Origin of the sequence: Mangrovicoccus sp. HB161399 (genome assembly GCF_013184745.1) — a bacterium.
Lineage (GTDB): Bacteria > Pseudomonadota > Alphaproteobacteria > Rhodobacterales > Rhodobacteraceae > Mangrovicoccus.
In genome coordinates this window covers 1-20,318 of record NZ_JAATVU010000090.1, presented here as the reverse complement: position 1 = coordinate 20,318, position 20,318 = coordinate 1, and the positions used below count along the sequence as shown (strand labels likewise).

Annotated in this window: 20 protein-coding genes and 1 pseudogene; 17 read left to right on the top strand and 4 right to left on the bottom strand. The window is 68.6% G+C overall.

Going from position 1 to position 20,318, the window contains the following annotated elements; all coding sequences use genetic code 11:
• Nucleotides 1–95: 95 nt before the first annotated feature.
• A pseudogene (locus tag HCC78_RS33305) lies at nt 96–437 on the bottom strand (hypothetical protein); the annotation flags it as partial.
• A gap of 742 nt (nt 438–1,179) precedes the next feature.
• Between HCC78_RS33305 and HCC78_RS27985 the strand changes: the two are divergent.
• The gene (locus HCC78_RS27985) at nt 1,180–2,037 is read left to right on the top strand and encodes an SDR family oxidoreductase (RefSeq protein WP_172332049.1); all 858 of its coding nucleotides are present in this window, start codon (nt 1,180–1,182) and stop codon (nt 2,035–2,037) included.
• Nucleotides 2,038–3,060: 1,023 nt separating this feature from the next.
• On the top strand, nt 3,061–3,792 hold the full coding sequence (locus HCC78_RS34630; RefSeq protein WP_172332048.1) for a calcium-binding protein: 732 nt from the start codon (nt 3,061–3,063) through the stop codon (nt 3,790–3,792).
• Between the two features lie 50 nt (nt 3,793–3,842).
• On the opposite strand, the gene HCC78_RS27975 is transcribed toward HCC78_RS34630, so the two are convergent.
• Nucleotides 3,843–4,607 carry an SDR family NAD(P)-dependent oxidoreductase gene (locus HCC78_RS27975; RefSeq protein ID WP_172332047.1) on the bottom strand — a complete coding sequence of 255 codons (765 nt, stop codon included), beginning with the start codon at nt 4,605–4,607 and terminating at the stop codon, nt 3,843–3,845.
• Between the two features lie 603 nt (nt 4,608–5,210).
• Between HCC78_RS27975 and HCC78_RS27970 the strand changes: the two genes are divergently transcribed.
• From HCC78_RS27970 to HCC78_RS27950, 5 genes are all read left to right on the top strand, one after another.
• On the top strand, nt 5,211–6,689 hold the full coding sequence (locus HCC78_RS27970; RefSeq protein ID WP_253949400.1) for an ABC transporter substrate-binding protein: 1,479 nt from the start codon (nt 5,211–5,213) through the stop codon (nt 6,687–6,689).
• Nucleotides 6,690–6,771: 82 nt separating this feature from the next.
• A complete protein-coding gene (locus HCC78_RS27965) occupies nt 6,772–7,692 on the top strand; it encodes an ABC transporter permease (protein WP_172332045.1) in 921 nt (306 codons plus the stop codon).
• A gap of 3 nt (nt 7,693–7,695) precedes the next feature.
• Nucleotides 7,696–8,664: an ABC transporter permease gene (locus HCC78_RS27960; RefSeq protein ID WP_172332044.1), complete on the top strand. Its 969-nt coding sequence runs from the start codon at nt 7,696–7,698 to the stop codon at nt 8,662–8,664.
• Complete coding sequence (locus HCC78_RS27955; RefSeq protein ID WP_253949399.1) at nt 8,657–9,700, top strand: ABC transporter ATP-binding protein; 1,044 nt, start codon at nt 8,657–8,659, stop codon at nt 9,698–9,700. The genes HCC78_RS27960 and HCC78_RS27955 overlap by 8 nt, the downstream gene beginning before the upstream one ends.
• Nucleotides 9,697–10,719, top strand: coding sequence for an ABC transporter ATP-binding protein (locus HCC78_RS27950; protein ID WP_172332043.1), 1,023 nt, complete (start codon nt 9,697–9,699; stop codon nt 10,717–10,719). The genes HCC78_RS27955 and HCC78_RS27950 overlap by 4 nt, the downstream gene beginning before the upstream one ends.
• 14 nt (nt 10,720–10,733) lie before the next feature.
• Here HCC78_RS27950 and HCC78_RS27945 read toward each other — a convergent pair whose 3' ends face one another.
• Nucleotides 10,734–12,197, bottom strand: a complete 1,464-nt coding sequence (locus tag HCC78_RS27945) for a gamma-glutamyltransferase (RefSeq protein WP_172332042.1) — start codon at nt 12,195–12,197, stop codon at nt 10,734–10,736.
• Between the two features lie 253 nt (nt 12,198–12,450).
• On the opposite strand from HCC78_RS27945, the gene HCC78_RS27940 reads away from it, so the two are divergent.
• Genes HCC78_RS27940 through HCC78_RS27910 form a run of 7 tightly spaced genes read left to right on the top strand, consistent with a single transcriptional unit; the run spans nt 12,451 to nt 17,345 of the window.
• Complete coding sequence (locus tag HCC78_RS27940) at nt 12,451–13,182, top strand: TenA family transcriptional regulator (protein ID WP_172332041.1); 732 nt, start codon at nt 12,451–12,453, stop codon at nt 13,180–13,182.
• A gap of 47 nt (nt 13,183–13,229) precedes the next feature.
• The gene (locus HCC78_RS27935) at nt 13,230–13,523 is read left to right on the top strand and encodes a 2Fe-2S iron-sulfur cluster-binding protein (protein ID WP_172332040.1); all 294 of its coding nucleotides are present in this window, start codon (nt 13,230–13,232) and stop codon (nt 13,521–13,523) included.
• 26 nt (nt 13,524–13,549) lie between these two features.
• Nucleotides 13,550–13,846 carry a ferredoxin gene (locus HCC78_RS27930; RefSeq protein WP_172332039.1) on the top strand — a complete coding sequence of 99 codons (297 nt, stop codon included), beginning with the start codon at nt 13,550–13,552 and terminating at the stop codon, nt 13,844–13,846.
• 13 nt (nt 13,847–13,859) lie between these two features.
• The gene (locus HCC78_RS27925) at nt 13,860–14,162 is read left to right on the top strand and encodes a 2Fe-2S iron-sulfur cluster-binding protein (protein ID WP_172332038.1); all 303 of its coding nucleotides are present in this window, start codon (nt 13,860–13,862) and stop codon (nt 14,160–14,162) included.
• A gap of 16 nt (nt 14,163–14,178) precedes the next feature.
• Nucleotides 14,179–15,678: an aldehyde dehydrogenase family protein gene (locus HCC78_RS27920; protein WP_172332037.1), complete on the top strand. Its 1,500-nt coding sequence runs from the start codon at nt 14,179–14,181 to the stop codon at nt 15,676–15,678.
• Complete coding sequence (locus HCC78_RS27915) at nt 15,679–16,428, top strand: sulfite exporter TauE/SafE family protein (RefSeq protein ID WP_172332036.1); 750 nt, start codon at nt 15,679–15,681, stop codon at nt 16,426–16,428.
• Between the two features lie 5 nt (nt 16,429–16,433).
• Nucleotides 16,434–17,345: an ornithine cyclodeaminase family protein gene (locus HCC78_RS27910; protein ID WP_172332035.1), complete on the top strand. Its 912-nt coding sequence runs from the start codon at nt 16,434–16,436 to the stop codon at nt 17,343–17,345.
• Nucleotides 17,346–17,349: 4 nt separating this feature from the next.
• Here HCC78_RS27910 and HCC78_RS27905 read toward each other — a convergent pair whose 3' ends face one another.
• Nucleotides 17,350–17,994 carry a GntR family transcriptional regulator gene (locus HCC78_RS27905; protein ID WP_172332034.1) on the bottom strand — a complete coding sequence of 215 codons (645 nt, stop codon included), beginning with the start codon at nt 17,992–17,994 and terminating at the stop codon, nt 17,350–17,352.
• Nucleotides 17,995–18,326: 332 nt separating this feature from the next.
• Here HCC78_RS27905 and HCC78_RS27900 point away from each other — a divergent pair, with 332 nt between their 5' ends.
• From HCC78_RS27900 to HCC78_RS27890, 3 genes are all read left to right on the top strand, one after another.
• Nucleotides 18,327–18,806, top strand: a complete 480-nt coding sequence (locus HCC78_RS27900) for a heme-binding protein (protein WP_172332033.1) — start codon at nt 18,327–18,329, stop codon at nt 18,804–18,806.
• Nucleotides 18,807–18,809: 3 nt separating this feature from the next.
• A complete protein-coding gene (locus HCC78_RS27895; protein WP_172332032.1) occupies nt 18,810–19,859 on the top strand; it encodes a 2Fe-2S iron-sulfur cluster-binding protein in 1,050 nt (349 codons plus the stop codon).
• A gap of 267 nt (nt 19,860–20,126) precedes the next feature.
• Nucleotides 20,127–20,318, top strand: a 192-nt coding sequence (locus HCC78_RS27890) for an NAD(P)-binding protein (RefSeq protein ID WP_371743947.1), incomplete at its 3' end; no start/stop codon positions are given.

Below are 20,318 nucleotides of genomic sequence, written 5' to 3'. Positions count from 1 at the left end.
GACGGCGGCGATCTCCTCGTCCTGCGTGATCTGCGCGAGAAGGTCCGACAGCATCCCCCGCCGGGGTCGGCCGGACCGGTGGCGTTCGCCGGCTCGGCATCGCCGGCATTGCCGGAGGCGGCTTCGACCGCCCGGAACTCCAATGTTCCCCGTCGATCCCGGGGTGGATCTTGCGCCATGAGCGGGCCGCGCCACGGGTCCGGGCGGGCCCGCGGATGCGCCGTTTCGAGCCGCCATGCTTGCGCGCGTGCCGTGCTGAGCGCTTTCGCGGCCCCGCCGGCGCCACGGTCGCTCCGCACCCTTCGCCTTCCGCCTTGATGCCATTCGGCGCCTCGAGCAGCGCTGGAACCGATGGCGGTCGATGCCTCATTGTCGGAGAGCAGGCGAAGCGCGCCCTTGGAGCCGCGATGCGGAATGGTCACCTCCATTGTTCGGCGGGCTTCCGCGGCGCCACCGGCGCCCCGGTCCCGTCTCGCTCTGGCGTCCTCACAGGGTGTCTAACTGAGGTGGACAGGCAATCCGTCCGGGGGACGGGTTGTCCGGAAAAGGCACGGATCAGCTGGGCTCCGCAAGCTCCGGCGGGCTCGCAGCGAAACCGTTCGCCAGCTGCTTGCACCAGTGGCGTCACACTGGCTCACTCCGGCGGAGCGGCAGGCCGGGGAGGACCTTGTGGGCGAGGCAGGCCGGATCGCCGCGCCGCCATGGGACTGCTGTCGGCCGCGACGGCCGGACGGCACAGCTTCCGACTGCGTGCAGGGATCGAACCGGACGGTCAGCTGCCCTCGCTGCTTCAAGGCCTCGCTCGCCGTCGCGCTCGGACCGGTGGCGCGCAACGGCTCGCTAGCAGTGCCGGTTGGCGGTCTTGCAGGGCGTCTTCGGAGGTCCGCTCATGGCCGCCAGCTACCACGTTGGATTCACGCCATGAATCTCCAGCCGCATTTGCGCAACACGGCCACCCGAATCGGCCCTGTAGGGACTCCTCCCTGGTCCCGGCGCGCGGCCAGGCGCGTCGCCGCTTCACTCCGGCAGCGCCGCAGGACAGCCGCGCAAGAAGCCATGGTCCCCGGCCTCCGCCCGCAACGGAGTTCCACCAAACCCGGACGGCGGCCGGCGCCCCGCTTGGCACGCCCCATGCTTGATCCCCTTCAGGCCAGAATTGAAGCAACACGGAGGTACGGCATGATTGGGGTAACTTGCGCCAGCGGGCGTCTCGGGCAGCTCGTGATCGGCCTGCTCAGGGAAAAGGTCCCGGCAGGCGAGATCGCCGCGCTGATGCGCAGCCCGGAAAAAGCGGAGGAGCTGGGCCTCGAGGTCGAGGTCCGGCCGTTCGACTACAACGAGCCAGACCAGATCGAGGCGGGACTCGAAGGGATCGGCACGCTCCTGCTGATCTCCGGCAGCGAGGTCGGGCTGCGCGAGATCCAGCACCGCAACGTGATTCTCGCCGCCATGGCGCAGGGCGTCGGGCGGATCGTCTATACAAGTCTCCTGCATGCCGGCACCTCGCCGCTGAAGCTGGCGACCGAACATGTCGCGACCGAGCTGATGCTGGCCGAGAGCGGCATTCCCTTCACGATCCTGCGCAACGGCTGGTATGCCGAGAACTACATCGACACGGCCCGCTCGGCGCTGGAGGCCGGGGCGCTCTACGGCGCCGCGGGCGAGGGCCGGATCTCCGCCGCCAGCCGCCGCGACTATGCCGAGGCCGCGGTGGCCGTGCTGACCTCAGAGGGGCACAATGGCAGGACCTACGAGCTGTCCGGCGACCGGGCGTTTTCGCTCGGGGATCTCGCGGGCACGATCTCCGAAATCTCCGGGACCGAGATCCCGTATCGCGACATGCCGGAGTCAGACTACGCGAAGGCACTGGCGGAGGCCGGGCTGCAGGCGCCCTGGCCGGATTTCCTCGCCCGGATCGACCGCCAGATCTCCGAAGGCGCGCTCTATGGCGACGGGCAGGCCCTGGCGGACCTGATCGGCCATCCCCCGGCGTCGATCCGCGACATCCTTGCAGGCGAACTCAGCCCGGCAGCCTGACCGGAAGCCGCAGGAGGACCAGCGCGGCCCCGGAGGCGGATGGCCGCCGCGGGCGTGGCGTTGCAGATCGTGCCCATCACGGCGGACGGCTTCCGGGCCGTACGGGCACGGCCGCCGCCGCCCGATGCAGGGCGGCCGCTTCTCCGGTCCCGAAAGGGTCCCCATGCCCGGCAGCGCGCAGGCCGGGCATCCCCGTGTCCCGCCCCCGGCCAAGCCGTCCGCGGCGGGTCCGCCCGGCCGGACGGCGCTCCCGCAAACTCCCGAACCAGTGATATCGAACCGGAATTAACTCATGCTGACGAGTTTCCGGAACGCGCGCGGCCGGGGCCCCGTTGCGGTCCAGCTTCGGGAAGCGCGGAGATTGCAATGACGGCCTGCACATCTTCCGCCATCTACGTGCTCCGGGAAAACGCAACCGGCGCCCCCACCGTCCAGAGCGGCGTCCCGGTCACCGTGACCGCCCATGACAGCTATTTCCCCTAGCTTCCCGACCCGGAGGGCGGGTCCGGCGACTGCGGCACCGTCGCGACCTATCCTAGCTGTCCTGCATCGGCTTCACCGGGCCGATCTCGTTCGGCCTCGAAGAGACCGAGGCGAGCCTGAGCCACGTGAAATGGGGCGACGGCGACAGCTCCAGCGTTCCGGCCATCTTGGGCGATCCCGACGGCACCTGCACCTGGACAGCGGACTGCCTGATGGTCCTCGACGGCGTTCCCCTCCCAAAAGTGTCCTCGCTTTCGGCGCTCGCGGCGCTCTGAGCAACGATCATCTATTCCGGCACGGGCGACTGGGCGCCCGGCGCCGAGATCGTCTTCGGCGATTTCGTGGTGCCCGTCTCGCTGGATGACGACGCCGATTCCTCGGAAACCCTGACCGGCGGCCCCGGCTGGGACGACATCTACGGCGGGGAGGGCAACAGAGAGGAGACTTGCTCAAAGGCCGCGAAGGGAACGACGCGCTCGACCGCGGCGCCGACCGCGAGCAGGCGGCCCGCACAAAGACCCGGCCGACGTCTTCGTCCACTTGCGCGAGGGATGCGCCATCGACGGCTACGGCGACCCGGACGTGCTTATCGGCATCGAGATGCTGTGCGGCTCGATGTTCGACGACACGCTCCATGGCAACTGCGGCCGCAACATCCTGCGGGGGCTCGCCGGCGACAATTGCATCGACGGCCGCTCCGGGTCGGACACGCTGCGCCACGACCGCGGCGCCAATTGCCGCAGGACTGCCGGGGCGACGATCGACCTGGAGAACGGCTCTGCCATCGACGGCTGGGGCGGTGCCGGCACCCTGCTCAGCATCGAGACTGCCGAGGGCTCGGACAGCAAGGACCTGATCTACCGCACGACCTCGCACTGCGAGCTGATCGGCAAAGCCGGCAGCGACAGGATCTGCGGCAATGACGGCCGGGAGATGATCGCGGGCGGCAAAGGCAACGACAAGCCGGTCGGATCGCTCGGCCACGATACGCAGATCGGGGCCAAGGGAGATGACGGACCCACCGGAGGGGCGGGCAACGACACCTTCGCCTTCAAGTTCAATTTCGGCGGCGACACGATCACCGATTTCGGCACGGGCGACGACGTTACCGACCTCGCGGCAGCCAACTCGATCGCCAGCTTCGCCGATCTCCTGGCCCCGCATGCGACCTCCACATCCGAGGGAATGGTGATCGACGCCGACCACGGCAACAGGATCCCGCTGGCAAACGCCGGCCAGCCGGATCTGTCCGAGTCCGACTTCCAGCTCTGACACTGTGCCGCCCGCCCGGCATGCAGCCGGGCGGCGCCGCTGCGGCAGGGTCAGCCGAGCCGCAGCCCGCCATCCACCTGCAGCCGCGATCCGGTGATCTGGCCCGCCTCGCGGCTGAGCAGGAAGACAATGGCCGCGGCGACCTCTGCGGGTTCGGTCATCCGCCCGGTCGGCGTCGCAGCGCGCACCGCATCATGGGTGTCGCCGCCGATCGCGGCATGGCCGCCGCCCTCCTTGCGGGTGAAGCCCGGCACCACGCAGTTCACCGTCGTGCCGCAGGGCGCCAGCTGCAATGCCAGCGCATCCATCAGGGCCTCGATCGCCGCCTTGGCCGCCGACGTGGTCGGGAAGGAATGCCCGGCCTTGCCGTGGACATGCGCCACGAAGGAGGACACCGCGACCACGCGCCCCCAGGCTGAGGTCTCCAGGTCGCCGAGCGCGCCGGTGACCAGCCGGACCAGCGCGCCGGGCATCATCGCGAGATCGGCCATCAGATCGTCATGGGTGAAGCTGCCGAACCGCGCCTTGCGGGCCTTGCCGGCATTGGCGACGATCTGGTCGATCCGGCCGAAATGGCTGCGCGCCGAATGCAGCAGCCGGGTGCAGGTCTCCTCGCGCGCTAGGTCGCCGATCTCGGTGGCAACGGCCGCGCCGCGGCTCCGGCAGGCCGCCGCCACCGCGCCGAGCGCGGCGGCATTGGAACCGGTGTGCAGAAGCAGCGCGGTGCCGGGCGCCGCGAGGCTGCGGGCCACGGACGCCCCGATGCCGCTGGCAGCACCGGTGACGAGAATGGTGCGGTCGGGAGAAATCGTCATGGGGAACTTTCGCTTGCGCCGCAGGACGGGTCCGCCGCCCCTTGCTTTGGGGCCGCGGCATCCTGCGGGTCGTCGGTCAGAGGGAAGCTCGGGAATGCGTCCATCCGAGTGTTGGTATACGATATACTTTATTCTCCGGCAAGGGACTTGTTGCAGCGTCCTTGCCCTCGATCAAATTCAGGTCTGATTTTCCGGTTTTCCGGCCATCTTGCAACTTAAATAGCGGGATAACAGCCGACTCCACGGCTTTTTGCAGGGTTTTCCACCATTTCCCGCATTCTTGCCGAGGAATCGCCACGGAATACCGTCGCGGCAATTTCCGGCCATTTGGCGCAATCGGAATACAATGCTGGCAGCCCTGCGCGCCGGATTGTCCGGCCGCGCCTGCCGGGTCCGCCCCGAAACGCGGCAGAGCGCAGGAAAGGATGCCAATTCGCGGTCAAAAAACTGGCATCCAGGATACCGGAATACGTTTTCCTTCCCCGCCAGCCACCGGCGCGTTGACAGCCGGACGGGCGGATTCCTAGCCTGCAACCGGGAATGCGGAAGTCCGTCTGCAACAAGCGCCGCGCCGAAGCCGGTGCAACAGCTCAGGGACGGATGATGAAACTGAAATTTACGCTCTCCATGGCCATGATCAGCGCAGCCATTGCCGCTGCGCAGCCGTCGAACGCCGCGGACATCACCATTGCAATCGGGTCCGAACCCTCCACGCTCGATCCGCAGCAGCGCGATGACGGCGCAGAGCGGGCGGTCACCGACAACATCTTCGAGACGCTGCTGGCGCGCGAGCCCGACGGCACGCTGGTTCCCGGTCTGGCCGCGGAGATGCCGCGCCAGATCGACGAGCTGACCTGGGAATTCAAGCTGCGCAGCGGCGTGACCTTCCACAACGGCGAACCCTTCGATGCGGATGCGGTCGTGGCCTCGGTCAACCGCATCATCGATCCGGAATACAATTCCGAGCAGATGGCCTACCTGGCGACCATCGCGGGCGCGGAGAAGGTCGACGACCTGACGGTGCGGATCAAGACCGGCAATCCCGACCCGGTGCTGCCGGCGCGGATGTACTGGATGAAGATGGTGCCGGCGGAATACGCCTTCGACCCCGCCTTCTCCGAAAGTCCGGCAGGCACCGGCCCATACAAGATGGCCGCCTGGAACCGCGGCGAGGACATCGAGCTGACCGCGAATCCCGACTACTGGGGCGGCGCGCCGGAAATCGAAGGCGTCAGCTACCGCTTCATCGCCGAGGGCGGCTCGCGCCTGGCGGGCCTGATGGCGGGAGAACTGGACCTCATCCGCAACCTCTACCCGGAATTCCTCGGCGCGGTGCCGAATTCCATGGCCGTGCCGGGGCTCGAAACCTCGGTGATCGTGCTGTCGACCGAAAACCCGGTGGTCGAGGATCCGAAGGTGCGCGAGGCGCTCAACCTCGCCATCGACCGCCCGGCCCTGGCCGAAGCCCTGTTCGCCGGCCTTGCCCAGCCCGCGCCCGGCCAGCTGGTGAACCCGAAATCCTTCGGCTTCAACCCGGCGATCGAGGCCTACCCCTATGATCCCGAGGCCGCCAAGGCGCTGATCGAGGAGGCCGGCGCGACCGGCCAGACCGTCACCCTGGTCGGCGAGGCCGGCCGCTGGCTCAAGGACCGCGAGCTGATCGAGGCGGTGGGCGCCTACTGGACCGAGGCCGGGCTGAACGTCGATATCCGCATCGAGGAATTCGGCGAATACCTCAACCAGCTCTTCGACAAGGAGCTGCGCCCCGACGCGATCTTCGTGGTGAACTCCGACGAACTGCTGGATGCCGACCGCCCGCTGACCGCGGCGATGGAATACGGCGCCTCCTACGCCTCGAATGCCGACGAGGAGATGGCCGCGATGATCAAGGCCGCCCGCAGCGAAACCGATGTCGAGGCGCGGACCAAGCTCTATGCCGAGATCACCCAGAAGGGCCACGACCTGTCCTACCTGGTGCCGCTGCTGAACCAGGAGGACATCTACGCGATGAGCGACCGGCTGTCCTGGACGCCGCGGATCGACGCCAAGCTGCTGGTCAAGGAAATGTCGGTCGCCGAGTGAGCCGCTCCGGCCGCCACGCGATCCAGGCCGGAGCCGCCGCGCGCGGCTCCGGCGCAGTTCAAGGGGAAAGGACAGGCGCCGGATGGCACAATTCCTGATGCGACGGATGATGCAGGGCCTCCTCGTCATCCTCGGCGTGACGCTGGTGGTCTTCGTCGCCACGCGGCTGATCGGCGATCCCGTGCAGATGATGCTGCCGCTCTCCGCCTCGGCGGAACAGCGCGCGGCCTTCTCGCAGCAGATCGGGCTGGACCAGCCAATCGACGTCCAGTTCGCCAGCTTCGTCGGCGACCTGCTGCGGCTCGATTTCGGCGACAGCCTGTGGCAGCGCCGTCCGGCGCTGGACATCGTGCTGGCCAAGCTGCCGAAGACGCTGCAGCTGATCGCGGCAGGCTTCGGCTTCGCGGTGCTCGCGGGCATTCCGCTGGGCGCGCTGGCCGCCGTCCGGCCCGACGGGCTGCTCGACCGGATCATCGTCAGCCTCAGCCTGATCGGGCTTTCCGTTCCGCAGTTCTGGCTAGGGCTGATCCTGGTGATGGTCTTCGCCGTCAATCTCGGGCTGTTCCCGACCTCGGGCAGCGGCAGCCTGGCGCATATCGTCCTGCCTGCGGTGACGCTGGGCATCCCGTCGATGGCGCGGATCATGATGCTGACCCGATCCTCGGTGATCAACGAGCTGAACCAGCAATACGTCCGCACCGCGCGCGCCCGCGGCCTGCCGTTCCGCCGCATCCTGTTCAGCCATGCCATGCGCAACGTCCTGGTCCCGGTCCTGACCCTGACCGGCTGGGAGGTGATCAGCGCCTGGGCGGGCTACACCGTGGTGGTGGAAACTGTCTTCGCCTGGCCCGGGCTCGGCATGACCGCGATGAGCGCGATCAGCCACAACGACCTGTTCCTGCTGCAGGCGATCGTCTTCGTCGTGGCCGTGGGGATCGTGATCGTCTCCATCCTGCTCGACGCCCTCTACAAGCTGATCGACCCGCGCATAGACCTGGCCTGACCCATGACCGCTACCGACCTGTCCCCGCTTCCCGCAGCCCGCCCCCGTCCCGCGCCGTTCCGTGCGGCCGGCAGCTTCCTCGCCGAGCTGTGGAAGGACAAGGCCGCCTTCCTGGGCTTTTCCTTCCTCGTGCTGGTGTTGCTGGTGGCGATCTTCGCCCCGGCCCTCGCCCCGCACGACCCGGCCGCGCAATCCGTGCTGGCGCGGATGAAGCCGCCCGCCTGGACCGCGCGCGGCCTGCCCGAGCACCTGCTGGGCACCGACATGCTGGGCCGCGACGTGTTCTCCCGGCTGCTCTACGGTGCGCGCGCCTCGCTGCTGGTGGGCACCTGCGTCGTCGCCCTGGCCGGGACCGGTGGCGTCGTCCTGGGCCTTTTCGCGGGCTATTCCGGCGGCCGCACCGATGCCGTCATCATGCGCGTCGTCGATGTCTTCGTCGCCTTTCCGGGCCTGCTGCTGACGCTGCTGCTGGTGGCGCTGATCGGCCCCTCGACCCAGACGATTATCGTCGTCCTCGCCTTCTCCAACTGGATGATCTACACGCGGCTGGTGCGCGGCATCGTGATGTCGATGCGCAAGACCCCCTTCATCGAGGCGGCCGAGATGCTGGGCTGCGGCACCAGGCGGATGCTGCGCGTCCATGTCCTGCCGAACCTGGTCCCGCCGCTCCTGACGCTGGCGATCCTCGAATTCACCAACATCCTGCTGGCCGAGGCGGCGCTGAGCTTTCTCGGGCTGGGGGTGCAGCCGCCGGATACCAGCTGGGGTCTCGATATCGCCAACGGCAAGAACTACATGCTCGTCGCCTGGTGGCCGATCACCTTTCCCGGCCTCGCCATCGCGCTGACGGTGCTCTCCATCAATCTCTTCGCGAACTGGCTGCGGGTCACGACCGACCCTGCCGAACGGGAGAAGCGGCACGCCCGCGCCCGCGCCGGGCTGCTTCGCCGGAGGCTTTCCGCCAATGGATAGGCACACCGACATGTCCATAGCCAAGACCCCGATCCTCGAGCTCAGCGACCTGCAGGTCGAATTCGACACCCGCGCCGGCATCGTCCACGGACTGCGCGGCGTCAGCTTCGCGCTCCAGCCCGGCGAGACCCTGGCGCTGGTCGGCGAAAGCGGCTCGGGCAAGAGCGTCACCGCTCAGGCGGTCATGGGCCTGATCTCGCTGCCCGGCGCGATCACCGGCGGCGACATCCTGTGGAAGGGAGAGAGCCTGCTCGGCCGCGCCGCCGCCCGGCGCGCGCGCAAGCTGCACGGCAAGGCGCTATCGATGGTCTTCCAGGATCCGATGACCTCGCTCAACCCGCTGATGAGCATCGGCGCCCATCTAACCGAAGTGCAGCGCCGCCACATGGGCCTGTCGCGCCGGGCGGCTGCGGCACGCGGCGCCGAACTGCTCGACGCGGTCGGCATCACCGAACCGCAGCGGCGCATGGCGCAGTTCCCGCACGAGCTGTCGGGCGGCATGCGGCAGCGGGTGATGATCGCGCTGGCCATCGCCTGCGAACCCGAGCTGCTGATCGCCGACGAGCCGACCACCGCGCTCGACGTCACGATCCAGGCCCAGGTCCTCGACCTGCTGTCGGACTTGCAGCGCCAGATGGGGCTGTCGATCCTGCTGATCACCCACGATCTCGGCGTCGTTGCCGGGCTCTGCGAGAAGGTGGCGGTTATGTATGCCGGCGAGATCGTCGAAACCGGCACCGCCGACGACCTCTTCGCCGCGGCGAAGCATCCCTATACCCAGGGGCTGATCCGCTCCACCCCGCGGCTGTCCGACCGGGCCGAGCGTCTGGTTTCCATCGACGGCGCGCCGCCGAGCCTGCTCTCTCCGCCGGAGGGCTGCGCCTTCGAGCCGCGCTGCCCGCAATCCAGCTTGCGCTGCCGCACCCGGCCGCCGCTTGCCGCCGCGCCGGGCAGCACCGGCGCCCATGCCTGCTGGAACAGCACGCCCGCCGCCTGGGACACCCGCGGCGCCGATCCGAAAGTGAGCTTCGCATGACCCGCTTCCCCGGCCAGATCAGGGCGCAGGAGCCCGCCCCCGCCGCCCGGCCGCTGCTTTCCGTGCGCGGGCTCACCGTCGATTTCGACGGGCCGCGCCGCCGGATCTGGGGTCCGCCCTCGAAGATCCGCGTGCTGGAGGACATCAATTTCGACCTGGCCCCCGGCGAGACTCTGGGCCTCGTCGGCGAAAGCGGCTCGGGCAAGTCGACGCTGGGCCGCGCCGTGCTGCGCCGCCTGCCGCTGGCGGACGGCCGCATCGTCTTCGACGGGCGCGACATCACCCACCTGCCCGCCGCAGGGCGCCGCAAGCTGGCGCGCGACATGCAGATGGTCTTCCAGGATCCGTATACCAGCCTCAATCCGCGGATGCGGGTGCTGGACCTGGTCGCCGAGCCGCTGATCGTCCACGGCCTGGCTTCCGGCCCCGAGGAAGCCCGCGACCGCGTGGCGGACCTCCTGCGGCTGGTCAACCTGCCGCCGGAGAACATCGACCGTTTCCCGCACGGCTTCTCGGGCGGGCAGCGGCAGCGGATCGGCATCGCCCGCGCGCTGGCGCTGCGGCCGAAGCTGATCATCGCCGACGAGCCGGTCTCGGCGCTGGACGTCTCGGTGCGGGCGCAGGTGGTGAACCTGATGCAGGACCTGCAGGCCGAGCTGGGGATCAGCTACCTCTTCGTCGCCCATGATCTCAGCGTGGTGCGCCACATCTCGGACCGGATCGCGATCCTGCACCGCGGGCGGATGGTGGAGATGGCCGATTGCGACACGATCTACGACCGTCCCGCCCATCCCTATACCTCGACCCTGCTGCAGGCGGTGCCGGAGCCCGATCCGCGCCACCGCCGCGGCACGCCCACCGCGCCGCCGCCGGCGCCGCGCATGGGCGAGCTTGCGCTGGAGGGCGGCTGCTGCCGCTACAGCCGCAGCTGCGGCAAGGCCGTCGGCCGCTGCCGCAGCGAGGCCCCGCCCTTCGCCCGCAGCGGGAAGGACCGTTGGGTCGCCTGCTGGGAAGCCTGAGCGGGCGCGCGGGCTCAGCGCCCGCGGGCGGTGCCGTCCTTGCGGCGGTCGCTGCCCGCGCGCAGCGTCCCATCGGCGGCCCGCATCACCATCTGCGCGCCGCCGAAATCGTTCCGTCCGGCCATGTCGCCCGCCCCGGTCGCATCGGCAAAGCCGGCCGCCGCCAGGGCCCCGGCAATGCCCGGCGCGGTCCCGGCCTCCAGCGCGATCGCGTCGTCCCGTTCCAGCCGCCAGCGCGGGGCGTCGATCGACTCCTGCACGTCCTGGCCCCAGGCGGCAATGCGCGTGACCAGCTGGACATGCCCCTGCGGCTGCATCAGCCCGCCGACCACGCCGAAGACGGCATGGGTCCGGCCGTCCTTCAGCGCGGCGGCGGGGATCACCGTGTGATAGGGCCGCTTGCCCGGGGCGGGACCGTTGACATGGCCCGGCTCCGCGAAGCCGTGGCCGCGGTTCTGCAGGCAGATGCCCAGTTCCGGCACGCCGATGCCGGAGCCGAACCGCTTGAAAATGCTGGACATCATTGTCACCGCAAAGCCGTCCCCGTCGATGATGGCTGTGCAGACCGTGTTGCCCGATGGGTCGGCCACGACGCGGCGCGCTTCCTTCATGCCGTCGCGGGTCGCCTCGACGATCTTCAGCACGGTCTGCGGCTCGTCCATCGGCAGGGCCTCGCCCTCCAGCCGCCGCAGCGCGTCGAGCACGCCCAGCCCATGGGTGTTGGGCGGGCATTCGAGGATCTCCAGCCCGTGGAAGGCCTGGCGCAGCGGAACGTCGAAATTGCCTTCATGCGCTTCCAGGTCGCCTTCCGCCAGAAGCGCCCCCGCCCTGGCTGCCGCGGCCGCCATGGCGGCCGCGGAGGCACCACGGTAGAAGGCCGCAGGACCTTCGGCTGCGATACGCTCCAGCAGACCGGCCAGCGAAGGATTGGCGAAATGCGCGCCCGCCGCCGGGATCGCGTCGCCGCGGTAGATCGCGCGGCTGCCCGGATCGCCGCGCACGACATCGCCAAAGAGCACCCATTCCCGCGCGCAGACCGGCCCGACGGCGAATCCTTCGCGCGCGATGCGGATCGCCGGAGCGAGCAGGCCCGCGAAATCCAGCCGTCCGAAGCGCGCATGGAGATCCGCCCAGCCCTGCACGGCACCGGGCACCGTGACCGACAGCGGATGGCGTTCGGGAATCCGCCTCCCCGGCAGCGCCGCAACCATCGCCTCCGACAGCAGGGCCGGGGCGCGGCCGGTGCCGTTATAGGTCATCGGCGCCGCGCCGGGAGGCAGGATCATTGCCGAGAGGTCGCCGCCGAGGCCGGTCGCCATCGGCTCCACCACCCCCATGACGGCATCCGCGGCGATCGCGGCGTCGATCGCGCTGCCCCCGGCCTCCAGCATGGCCATGGCCGCATCGGCGGCCAGCGGATGTCCGGCCGCAACCGCCATCCGGTCTGCAGCGAGGGTGCCGTCGGGGGCGGTGAACATGGCAGGAAACTCCCGGGAAGCGGAAAAGCATGAGTCGTCCACTTATGTATACGTCATACCGTTTTTCACGCAAGCCTCGTGCGCCGAAAGCAGAAAGTTCTCTATATAACTGTTATTTATCAATTTAATTATGGATGGCAGCCGCATTTTTTCGTTGGACAGGCATTACGGTATACAATATGGTGTTTTCAAGCCCAAGAGAGGTCGGCCGCCACGGCCCGCCGCAGGTCTTCTTCACGAAAGGAACGCAATCTTGACCGAGCTTCTGACTCCCGACGAACTGCGCACCGCGCTTGAGCAGGCCATCAAGGGCAAGAGCGCCAACAAGTCGCCCTTCAGCCTCGCCTGGGCCAGCGGAAAGCTGAGCCGCGAGCACCTGTCCCGCTGGGCCGAGAACCACTACCACTATGTCGGCCCCTTCGCCGACTACCTGTCCTATGTCTACGCCCGGCTGCCCGCCGACTATGTCGAGGCAAAGGACTTCATGCTGCAGAACATGTATGAAGAGGAAATCGGCGGCGACCGGCATACCGACCTGCTCATCCGCTTCGCCGAAGCCTGCGGCACCTCCCGCGAACGCGTCGAGAACCCCGACAACATGAGTGCGACCACCCGCGCGCTGCAGAGCTGGTGCTACTGCGTCGCCATGCGCGAAGACCCGATCGTCGCCATCGCGGGCCTCGTCGTCGGCCTGGAAAGCCAGGTGCCGTCGATCTACCGCAAGCAGACGCCGACGCTGCGCGACAAGTACGGCTTCACCGATGAAGAAGTTGAATTCTTCGACCTGCACATCGTCTCGGACGAGATCCACGGCGAGCGCGGCTACCAGATCGTTCTGGAACACGCCCGCACCGTCGAGATGCAGCAGAAATGCCTGAAGATCTGCGAAATCGGCGCGCAGATGCGGCTGCTCTACACCACCGCGCTCTATAACGACTATGTCGGCAGCGAAGTGCCGCTGGCCGAGCTCGGCCTCGCCGCCTGAGCCATCCCCGGGCGGGCAGCGATGCCCGCCCCCGCGAAGGAAATTCCATGCCGAAGGTCATTCTGCACAAGGGCGGCACCACCTACGAGGACGAGGTCGACCCCAATACCAATCTCGTGGTCCGCGCAGGGATCCGCAAGTTTCCCTATCCCAACCTCGCCTACAAGTGCGGCATGGGCAAATGCGCGACCTGCAGCTGCAGGATCCTGGGCGGCGCCGAACATCTCGAACCGCCGAACTGGAAGGAAAAGCGCCAGCTCGGCGACAAGCTGGGCGAAGGCTACCGCCTGGTCTGCCAGCTCTGGATCAACGAGGACATCGAACTGGCCCAGGACGCCTGAGCCCGAGGACGAGCACGAGGACAGCCATGTATGTCATTCTGACCACCAAGCCCGGAGAGTTCCGCACCGAGATGACCGAAGGCGTCACCAAGGTCGAATCCTGGGACTACATCTTCTACGGGCGCAAGCGGGCGAATTTCGTCATCGCCCGGATCGAGGGCGCCCCGCGCATCACCATCGTCGAGGACGCGCCGCCGCAGATCGTCAACCGCGTGCCCTCGAAGCTGTTTGAATCCTTCGACACGCTGGAAGAGGCCCGCGCCGAGCTGAACACGCTGACCCATTACGGCAGCATGGATATAGAGCTGCGCGCAGCCTCCTGAGAAAGGGCCCCTGATGGACGGAACCGACGCCACGCTGACAATCACCTTCGTGACGAACGGCAACAAGGAGGTCACGGCGCCCGCCGACAGCAACCTCCTGCGCATGTCGATCCGCGAGAAAGGGGGCATCCCCTTCAAGTGCGGCGGCGGGCTCTGCGGCACCTGCCGCTGCCGGATCACCGAGGGCGTGGAGAATACCGACAAGATCAAGCCGAAGGAGCGCAAGCACCTTTCGGAGGACGATTTCGCCCAGGGCTACCGCATGGCCTGCCAGACCTTCCTGACCGGCGACGTCAAGGTCGTCTGGGGCGAATAGGAACAGGACCGAAGACATGACTGCTGTGACCGCGCCGGAGCGCGCAGGCGCCCCCGCCGATGGCGCCGCCGTGCCGCATTACCTGAATTTCATCGCGGGCGAATGGCGCGCTGCCTCCTCCGGCGCCACCTTCGAGAACCGCAACCCGGCCGATCTCTCGGACCTGATCGGGCTCTTCCCGGATTCCGGGGACGAAGACGTTTCCGCGGCGGTCGCTGGCCTTGCCGAAGCGCAGGCCGCCTGGGCCGCTGCCAGCCCCGAGATCCGCGCCGATTTGCTCTACCGTGCCGCCGAGATCATCTCGGGCCGCACCAAGGAGATCGCCGCCGAGCTGACCCGCGAGGAAGGCAAGACCCTGGCCGAGGCGACCAACGAAACCAGCCGGATCGCCGCCAATTTCCGCTTCTACGCGGGCGAGGCGCTGCGGCTGAAGGGCGAGACCTATCCGATGCCGGGCGGGCAGATGGCGCTGTCGCTGCGCCAGCCGGTCGGCACCGTCGCAGTCATCACGCCGTGGAACTTCCCGCTGTCGATGGCCGCGCGCAAGATAGCGCCCGCCCTGGCCGCGGGCAATGCCGTGGTCTTCAAGCCGTCGGAAATGTCGCCGCTGATGGGCCAGCGCCTGGTCGAGGTGCTGCTCGATGCCGGGCTGCCGCCGGGGCTGATCGCACTTGTCCATGGCAAGGGCCCGACCGTCGGCAAGGCGATCACCGCCGCAGATGGCATCGACGCGCTGACCTTCACCGGCTCCTTCGCGGTGGGCGCGCAGATCCAGGCGGCGCTCGGCACCGACACGCGCTGCCAGCTCGAGATGGGCGGCAAGAACGCGACCGTCGTTCTGGCCGATGCCGATCTCGCCAAGGCGGCGGGCATCATCAAGCGCGGCGCCTTCGGGCTCTCGGGCCAGGCCTGCACCGGCACCAGCCGGGTGCTGGTGGCGCGGCCGCTGCATGATGCGCTGCTGGCCGAGCTGGTCGCGGCCGCCGAGGCGGTGGTGACCGGCCCGGGCGACAAGGCAGGCGTGACCATGGGCCCGCTCGCCACTGCGGCTCAGCTTGAAAAGGTTGCGCGCTATCTCGACATCGCCCGCGAGGAAGGCGCCGAGATTGTCACCGGCGGCATCCCGGATCAGGGCGCCCTGCCCGAGGGCTACTGGATCCGCCCGACCGTGATCGCCGGGGTGAAACCCGGCAGCCTGCTCCTGAAGGACGAGATCTTCGCCCCGGTCGTCGCGCTCTGCCCCTTCGATACGCTCGACGAGGCGCTGGAGATCGCCGACGACACCGAATACGGGCTGGCGCTCTCGGTCGTCTCCGACCACCTGCCCTCGGTGCTGAAGATTGCCGAAGCCACCCAGCACGGCATCGTCAAGGTCAACGCCCCCACCACCGGCGTCGCGCTCAACGCGCCCTTCGGCGGGTTCAAGCATTCCTCGAACCAGAGCGCCAAGGAACAGGGCGGCGCGAACGTGATGGACTTCTACAGCCGCATCAAGACGGTCTATCTCGGGGCCTGAATGGACGCGATCAACACTCTGGTCGGCGGCAGCCTGCTCGGCCCGCATTTCCTGGCCATGGCCGCGATGGTCTTCGTCGCCGCCATCCTGCAGGGCGTGGGCGGGCTCGGCTTCGCCATGTTCTCGGCCCCGCTCTCGGCGCTGTTCTTTCCCGAACTCGCGCCGGGCGTCCTTCTGGTGCTGGGCGGCTGCGTCTCGACCATGGTGCTGATGCGCGAACGCTCCTCTATCGACTTCAACTCGGTCGGCTCGATGATCTCGGGTCGGCTGATCGGCAACTTCATCGCGGTGGGGCTGCTGGCCTCGCTCAGCGTGGCGATGTTCAACGTGCTCTTCGGCGTGATGATCCTGATCGGCGTCGCGCTCAGCTATAGCGGCTGGCGGGTCGAGGCGACCTGGCGCAGCCTCGGCGCGGCCGGGGTGATGTCGGGCATCATGGGCACGATCACCTCCTCGGGCGCCCCGCCCTATGCCATCGTCATGCAGAACGCGCCGCCCGCGATCATGCGCGCGACCCTGAACACCGCCTTCCTCTTCGGCGCGACGACTTCGCTGATCCTGCTGGCATGGATCGGGCATTTCGGCTTGCCCCAGCTGGCGCTCGGGCTGCTGCTCTTCCCGGCGCTCTTCCTCGGCTTCCGGGTCTCCACGCCGCTCGCCCGCCACGTGCCGCGGGGCGCGATCCGGCATTGCCTGCTCACCCTGTCCGGCCTGTCTGCCGCCGGGCTCCTGCTGCGCGCGCTCCTCTAGGACCAATGCTTCATTTCACCGACGACCAGATTGCCGGGGTCCTGGACCCGGCCGAGGCCGAAGCCTGCCTCGCCGATGCCTACCTCGCCTTCGGCACCGGCCGCGCCGCCGTCCAGCCCCGGGTCCGCACCGAGGCGGCGGGCGTCAAGCTGTCCACCATGGGCGCCGTCCTGCCAGACCAGGGCGTCGCCGGCGCCAAGGTCTACACCACCATCGCCGGCAAGTTCAGCTTCGTGATCCTGCTGTTCAGCGCAGAGACCGGCGCGCCGCTGGCGACCATGGAGGCGAATGCGGTCACCGCGATCCGCTCTCCCGCCTGTTCGGTCCTGGCCGCACGCCATCTGGCCCGGCAGGACAGCCGCCGCCTTGCGGTCTTCGGAACCGGCGTGCAGGGCCTGGCCCATCTGCGCCACATGGCTGCTGCCTTCCCGCTGGAAGAGGCGATGATCGTTTCCCGCGGGCGCGATCCGGAGCTGGCCGAGCGGCTGTCGGCGCAGACCGGCGTGCCGGTCCGCTTCTGCACCGCCGCCGAGGCCGCCGCCCGCGCCGATATCCTGGTCACCGCCACCCGCAGCGCCGCGCCGGTGCTGCATGGCGCGGCCATGCGTCCGGGCCAGTTCGTGGCCGCCATCGGCTCCAGCCTGCCGCATGCGCGCGAACTCGACGACGACGCGCTGGCGCTGGCCTCCTCCATCGCGCTTGACTGGGGGCCGCAGACCAGCGCGGAGGCCGGCGACATCGTCCTCGCCGCGCCGGAACTGCGGGCTTCGCTGCCCCTGACCGAGCTGAAGGACATCGTCGCCGGAACCGCGCCCGGACGGCGGGGACCGGATGACGTGACGATCTTCAAGTCGGTCGGCATCGGCCTTCTGGACATCGCCGCCGCGGCGGCGGTCTGGCGCAAGCTCGGCGGCTAGGGGATCAGTCCCCCGGCCGGATGCCGCCCGCATTGTAGACATGCCGCGCGGCCAGCAATGCGGCCAGCTCGCCATCCCCGGCGATCACCGCGCGCAGGATGTCGGCATGCTCCCGCCAGCTGCGGCGCACCGTCTCGATGTCATTGTCGGCGAATAGCATCGACGTCTTGTCCCGCAGCGACTGCATGATCTCCTGCAGAACGGAATTGCCCCCGGCCTCGGCCAGGGCGGAATGGAAGGCATCGTTGCGCGAATGGATTTCCTCCATCCGGCCTTCCTCGATCATCTTCTCGCCGGACTCCAGAACCGCGCGCATTTCGGCAAGCTGCTCCGGGTCCTGGCGCCGCGCCGCGAGCTTGGCATTGAGCGATTCCAGCGTCGCGCGCACCTCGATCAGTTCCCGCTTCTGCCCGTCGGTCAGCAGCGAGACCGAGGCCCCCCGGCGCGGCTCGATCTTCACCAGCCCTTCGGTCGCCAGCTCCCGCAGCGCCTCGCGCACCGGCATCCGAGACACGCCCAGCTCTTCGGAAATGCGCTTCTCGACCAGACGCGCGCCGGAGGCGTAGTGCCCGGCCAGAATCTGGTCGCGCAGCGCGTCCTTCACCACCTTGGTCAGCGGCGCATGGGTCGCGCCGAGGGACTTGTTCATTCTGTCTGCTCCGATCCTGTCACGCCGCGGGCCTGCCGCTGCATTGTATACCGTCCGGTCCAAGCTTGCCTAGGGGGAGCAGACCGGGTTTTGCCGCCCGTGGCGTTTCCCCGGACCGCCGACCGGGCAGCAGCGGCCGTGGGAACGGCCGGGCAATCAACCCGTCCTTCCGTAAAAAACCCGTCACATGCGCCCAAATAGTATACCGGCAATCCTGGGTTGGTCTGGTTTTGCAGGATGACCGCCTAACATTACCTACATTCCGCTTGCATCTACACTTTACGGTATACAACATACCCTCCGATAGAGTCTACGGAGAACAGGGAATACCGATGAAGACCGCGCTCAAGCTCCAGCCCGCAGAGGCCCGCCTGATGGTCGACGCCGCCATCGCCAAGTCGACCGAGATCGGCGTGCTCGAGACCGTCTGTATAGCAGACGAGGGCGGCTACCCGCTCGTCATCGAGCGGATGGAGGGCGCACGCGTGACCGGGCCGCAGATTTCCTGGAACAAGGCTTTCACCGCCGCGACGCACAAGCGATCCACCCACCTGTTCAACAAGGCGCCGAACGGTCCCGCCCTGCCCGGCAACGAAGCCTTCGGCATCCAGCTCAGCTTCGGCGGCAAGTTCGCGGTCTTCGTCGGCGGCTTCCCGATCGTGGTCGACGGCGAGGTGGTCGGCGGCGTAGGCCTGTCGGGCGGCAACGGCGAACAGGACACCGCGGCGGGCGTTGCGGCGCTGCAGGCACTTGCCGACCTGCTGGGGCCCCAGGGCCACGAGGTTCTGGTCGCCGCCGACATCAAGAGGTAGGCCATGGACGTGCTCCGTGCCCCCCGCCGCGCCGCGCCCCTGCCAGGCGGGGCCGGTGTCACCCAAGTCTCTGTGGCCGAGACCGCACACTGCTTCGCGCTCGAGCCGGACGAGACGCTGCTGGCCGGCGCGATGCGCGCCGGGCTGCGGCTGCCTTCGGACTGCAAGTCGGGCTTCTGCGGCGCCTGCCGTCTCCGCGTCGTCAGCGGCGAGGTCATCCATCCGGAGGACATGCCGGGGCTGAGCGACGAAGACCGGCAGTGCGGCTTCGCGCTCGGCTGCCAGGCCAGGGCGCTGACCCGCCTAGCGATCGAGGTCGAGGTCCTGCCCAGCGATCTGCCCGCCCCGGTGCTCCGCCGCGCCACGGTGCTGCGCCGGAGCGATCCCGCCCCCGGGGTCACGCGGCTCTGGCTCGCCGTGCCCGGCGCGCCGGACGTCCTGCCCGGCCAGTATCTCAACGTGATCCTCGAAGACGGGGCGAAGCGCCCCTTCTCCGTGGCTTCCGCTCCCGGAAGCACCGAGATCGAACTCCAGATACGGCGCATCCCGGGCGGACGCTTCACTGACGCCATCCTTCCGGGTCTGGCGGCAGGCGCAGAGCTTCAGGTCGAGCTGCCCCAGGGCGCGTTCCGGCTCCACAGGGAGGATTTCCGGCCGCTTCTGCTGGCCGCGACCGGCACCGGGATCGCCCCCGTCGCCGCCATCCTGGCCGAGCTTGCCGCCGATCCGTCCGAGGCGCCGCCGGTCTCGGTCTATTGGGGCTGCCGCTGCAAGGCCGATCTGTACCTTCTCGGCGAACTGGCCGCGCTCGGAGCCCGGCTGGACGAGTTCGAGCTGGTGCCGGTGCTCTCCAGCCCGGAGCCGGAATGGCAGGGGGCCCGCGGCCATGTGCAGGACGCGGTGCTTGCCGTCCTGCCGGACCTGTCGGAGCACGCCGTCTATCTCTGCGGCAGCGTCGCCATGATCGAGGATGCCCGTGCCCGCTTCCTGGCGGCAGGTGCCTGCGTGAACCACCTCTACACCGACGGGTTCCGCTTCGCCTCGCGAGGCTGAGCCCCGGCCCCGGCCCGCCCGAGCGCCCGTTGACGCCGGGCCGGGCACGGCCGTGAAACAGGGGACACGGCGTGCCCGGAATTTCCGGGAATCGGCCTCTCGCCGTCCCTCGGGACACCGCCGAGGCCGCAGGCCGGCCGCTTGGGACCGCCAGGAAAAACCTGTATCCGCCGCGCCTCTTTATTGGCAGCCCCGCGTCCAAGCTGCGCAATTCGCGGGCAACCCGGCGCAAAGCCGGTCCGTCCCTGATTTTTCATTCGCACAACAATGTTCGTCTGCATACAGCATGCAGAAGGTTCACGGGATGAGGTCGCAGGGATGGCATCGGTAGAAGAAATCGACATCGCGGTCGTCGGGGCTGGCCTTGGCGGGGCGGCGGCGGCGGCGCTCATGACGGAGGCGGGCTTCTCCGTCCATAGCTTCGAGCAGGCCCCCGAATTCACCCGGCTCGGCGCGGGC

Bases quoted from the DNA above. Each gene is read 5' to 3' on its own strand.
- HCC78_RS27985 (WP_172332049.1), top strand. From the start codon at position 1,180: ATGATTGGGGTAACTTGCGCCAGCGGGCGTCTCGGGCAGCTCGTGATC.
- HCC78_RS27975 (WP_172332047.1), bottom strand. From the start codon at position 4,607: ATGACGATTTCTCCCGACCGCACCATTCTCGTCACCGGTGCTGCCAGC.
- HCC78_RS27970 (WP_253949400.1), top strand. From the start codon at position 5,211: ATGAAACTGAAATTTACGCTCTCCATGGCCATGATCAGCGCAGCCATT.
- HCC78_RS27965 (WP_172332045.1), top strand. From the start codon at position 6,772: ATGGCACAATTCCTGATGCGACGGATGATGCAGGGCCTCCTCGTCATC.
- HCC78_RS27960 (WP_172332044.1), top strand. From the start codon at position 7,696: ATGACCGCTACCGACCTGTCCCCGCTTCCCGCAGCCCGCCCCCGTCCC.
- HCC78_RS27955 (WP_253949399.1), top strand. From the start codon at position 8,657: ATGGATAGGCACACCGACATGTCCATAGCCAAGACCCCGATCCTCGAG.
- HCC78_RS27950 (WP_172332043.1), top strand. From the start codon at position 9,697: ATGACCCGCTTCCCCGGCCAGATCAGGGCGCAGGAGCCCGCCCCCGCC.
- HCC78_RS27945 (WP_172332042.1), bottom strand. From the start codon at position 12,197: ATGTTCACCGCCCCCGACGGCACCCTCGCTGCAGACCGGATGGCGGTT.
- HCC78_RS27935 (WP_172332040.1), top strand. From the start codon at position 13,230: ATGCCGAAGGTCATTCTGCACAAGGGCGGCACCACCTACGAGGACGAG.
- HCC78_RS27930 (WP_172332039.1), top strand. From the start codon at position 13,550: ATGTATGTCATTCTGACCACCAAGCCCGGAGAGTTCCGCACCGAGATG.
- HCC78_RS27925 (WP_172332038.1), top strand. From the start codon at position 13,860: ATGGACGGAACCGACGCCACGCTGACAATCACCTTCGTGACGAACGGC.
- HCC78_RS27920 (WP_172332037.1), top strand. From the start codon at position 14,179: ATGACTGCTGTGACCGCGCCGGAGCGCGCAGGCGCCCCCGCCGATGGC.
- HCC78_RS27915 (WP_172332036.1), top strand. From the start codon at position 15,679: ATGGACGCGATCAACACTCTGGTCGGCGGCAGCCTGCTCGGCCCGCAT.
- HCC78_RS27910 (WP_172332035.1), top strand. From the start codon at position 16,434: ATGCTTCATTTCACCGACGACCAGATTGCCGGGGTCCTGGACCCGGCC.
- HCC78_RS27905 (WP_172332034.1), bottom strand. From the start codon at position 17,994: ATGAACAAGTCCCTCGGCGCGACCCATGCGCCGCTGACCAAGGTGGTG.
- HCC78_RS27900 (WP_172332033.1), top strand. From the start codon at position 18,327: ATGAAGACCGCGCTCAAGCTCCAGCCCGCAGAGGCCCGCCTGATGGTC.
- HCC78_RS27895 (WP_172332032.1), top strand. From the start codon at position 18,810: ATGGACGTGCTCCGTGCCCCCCGCCGCGCCGCGCCCCTGCCAGGCGGG.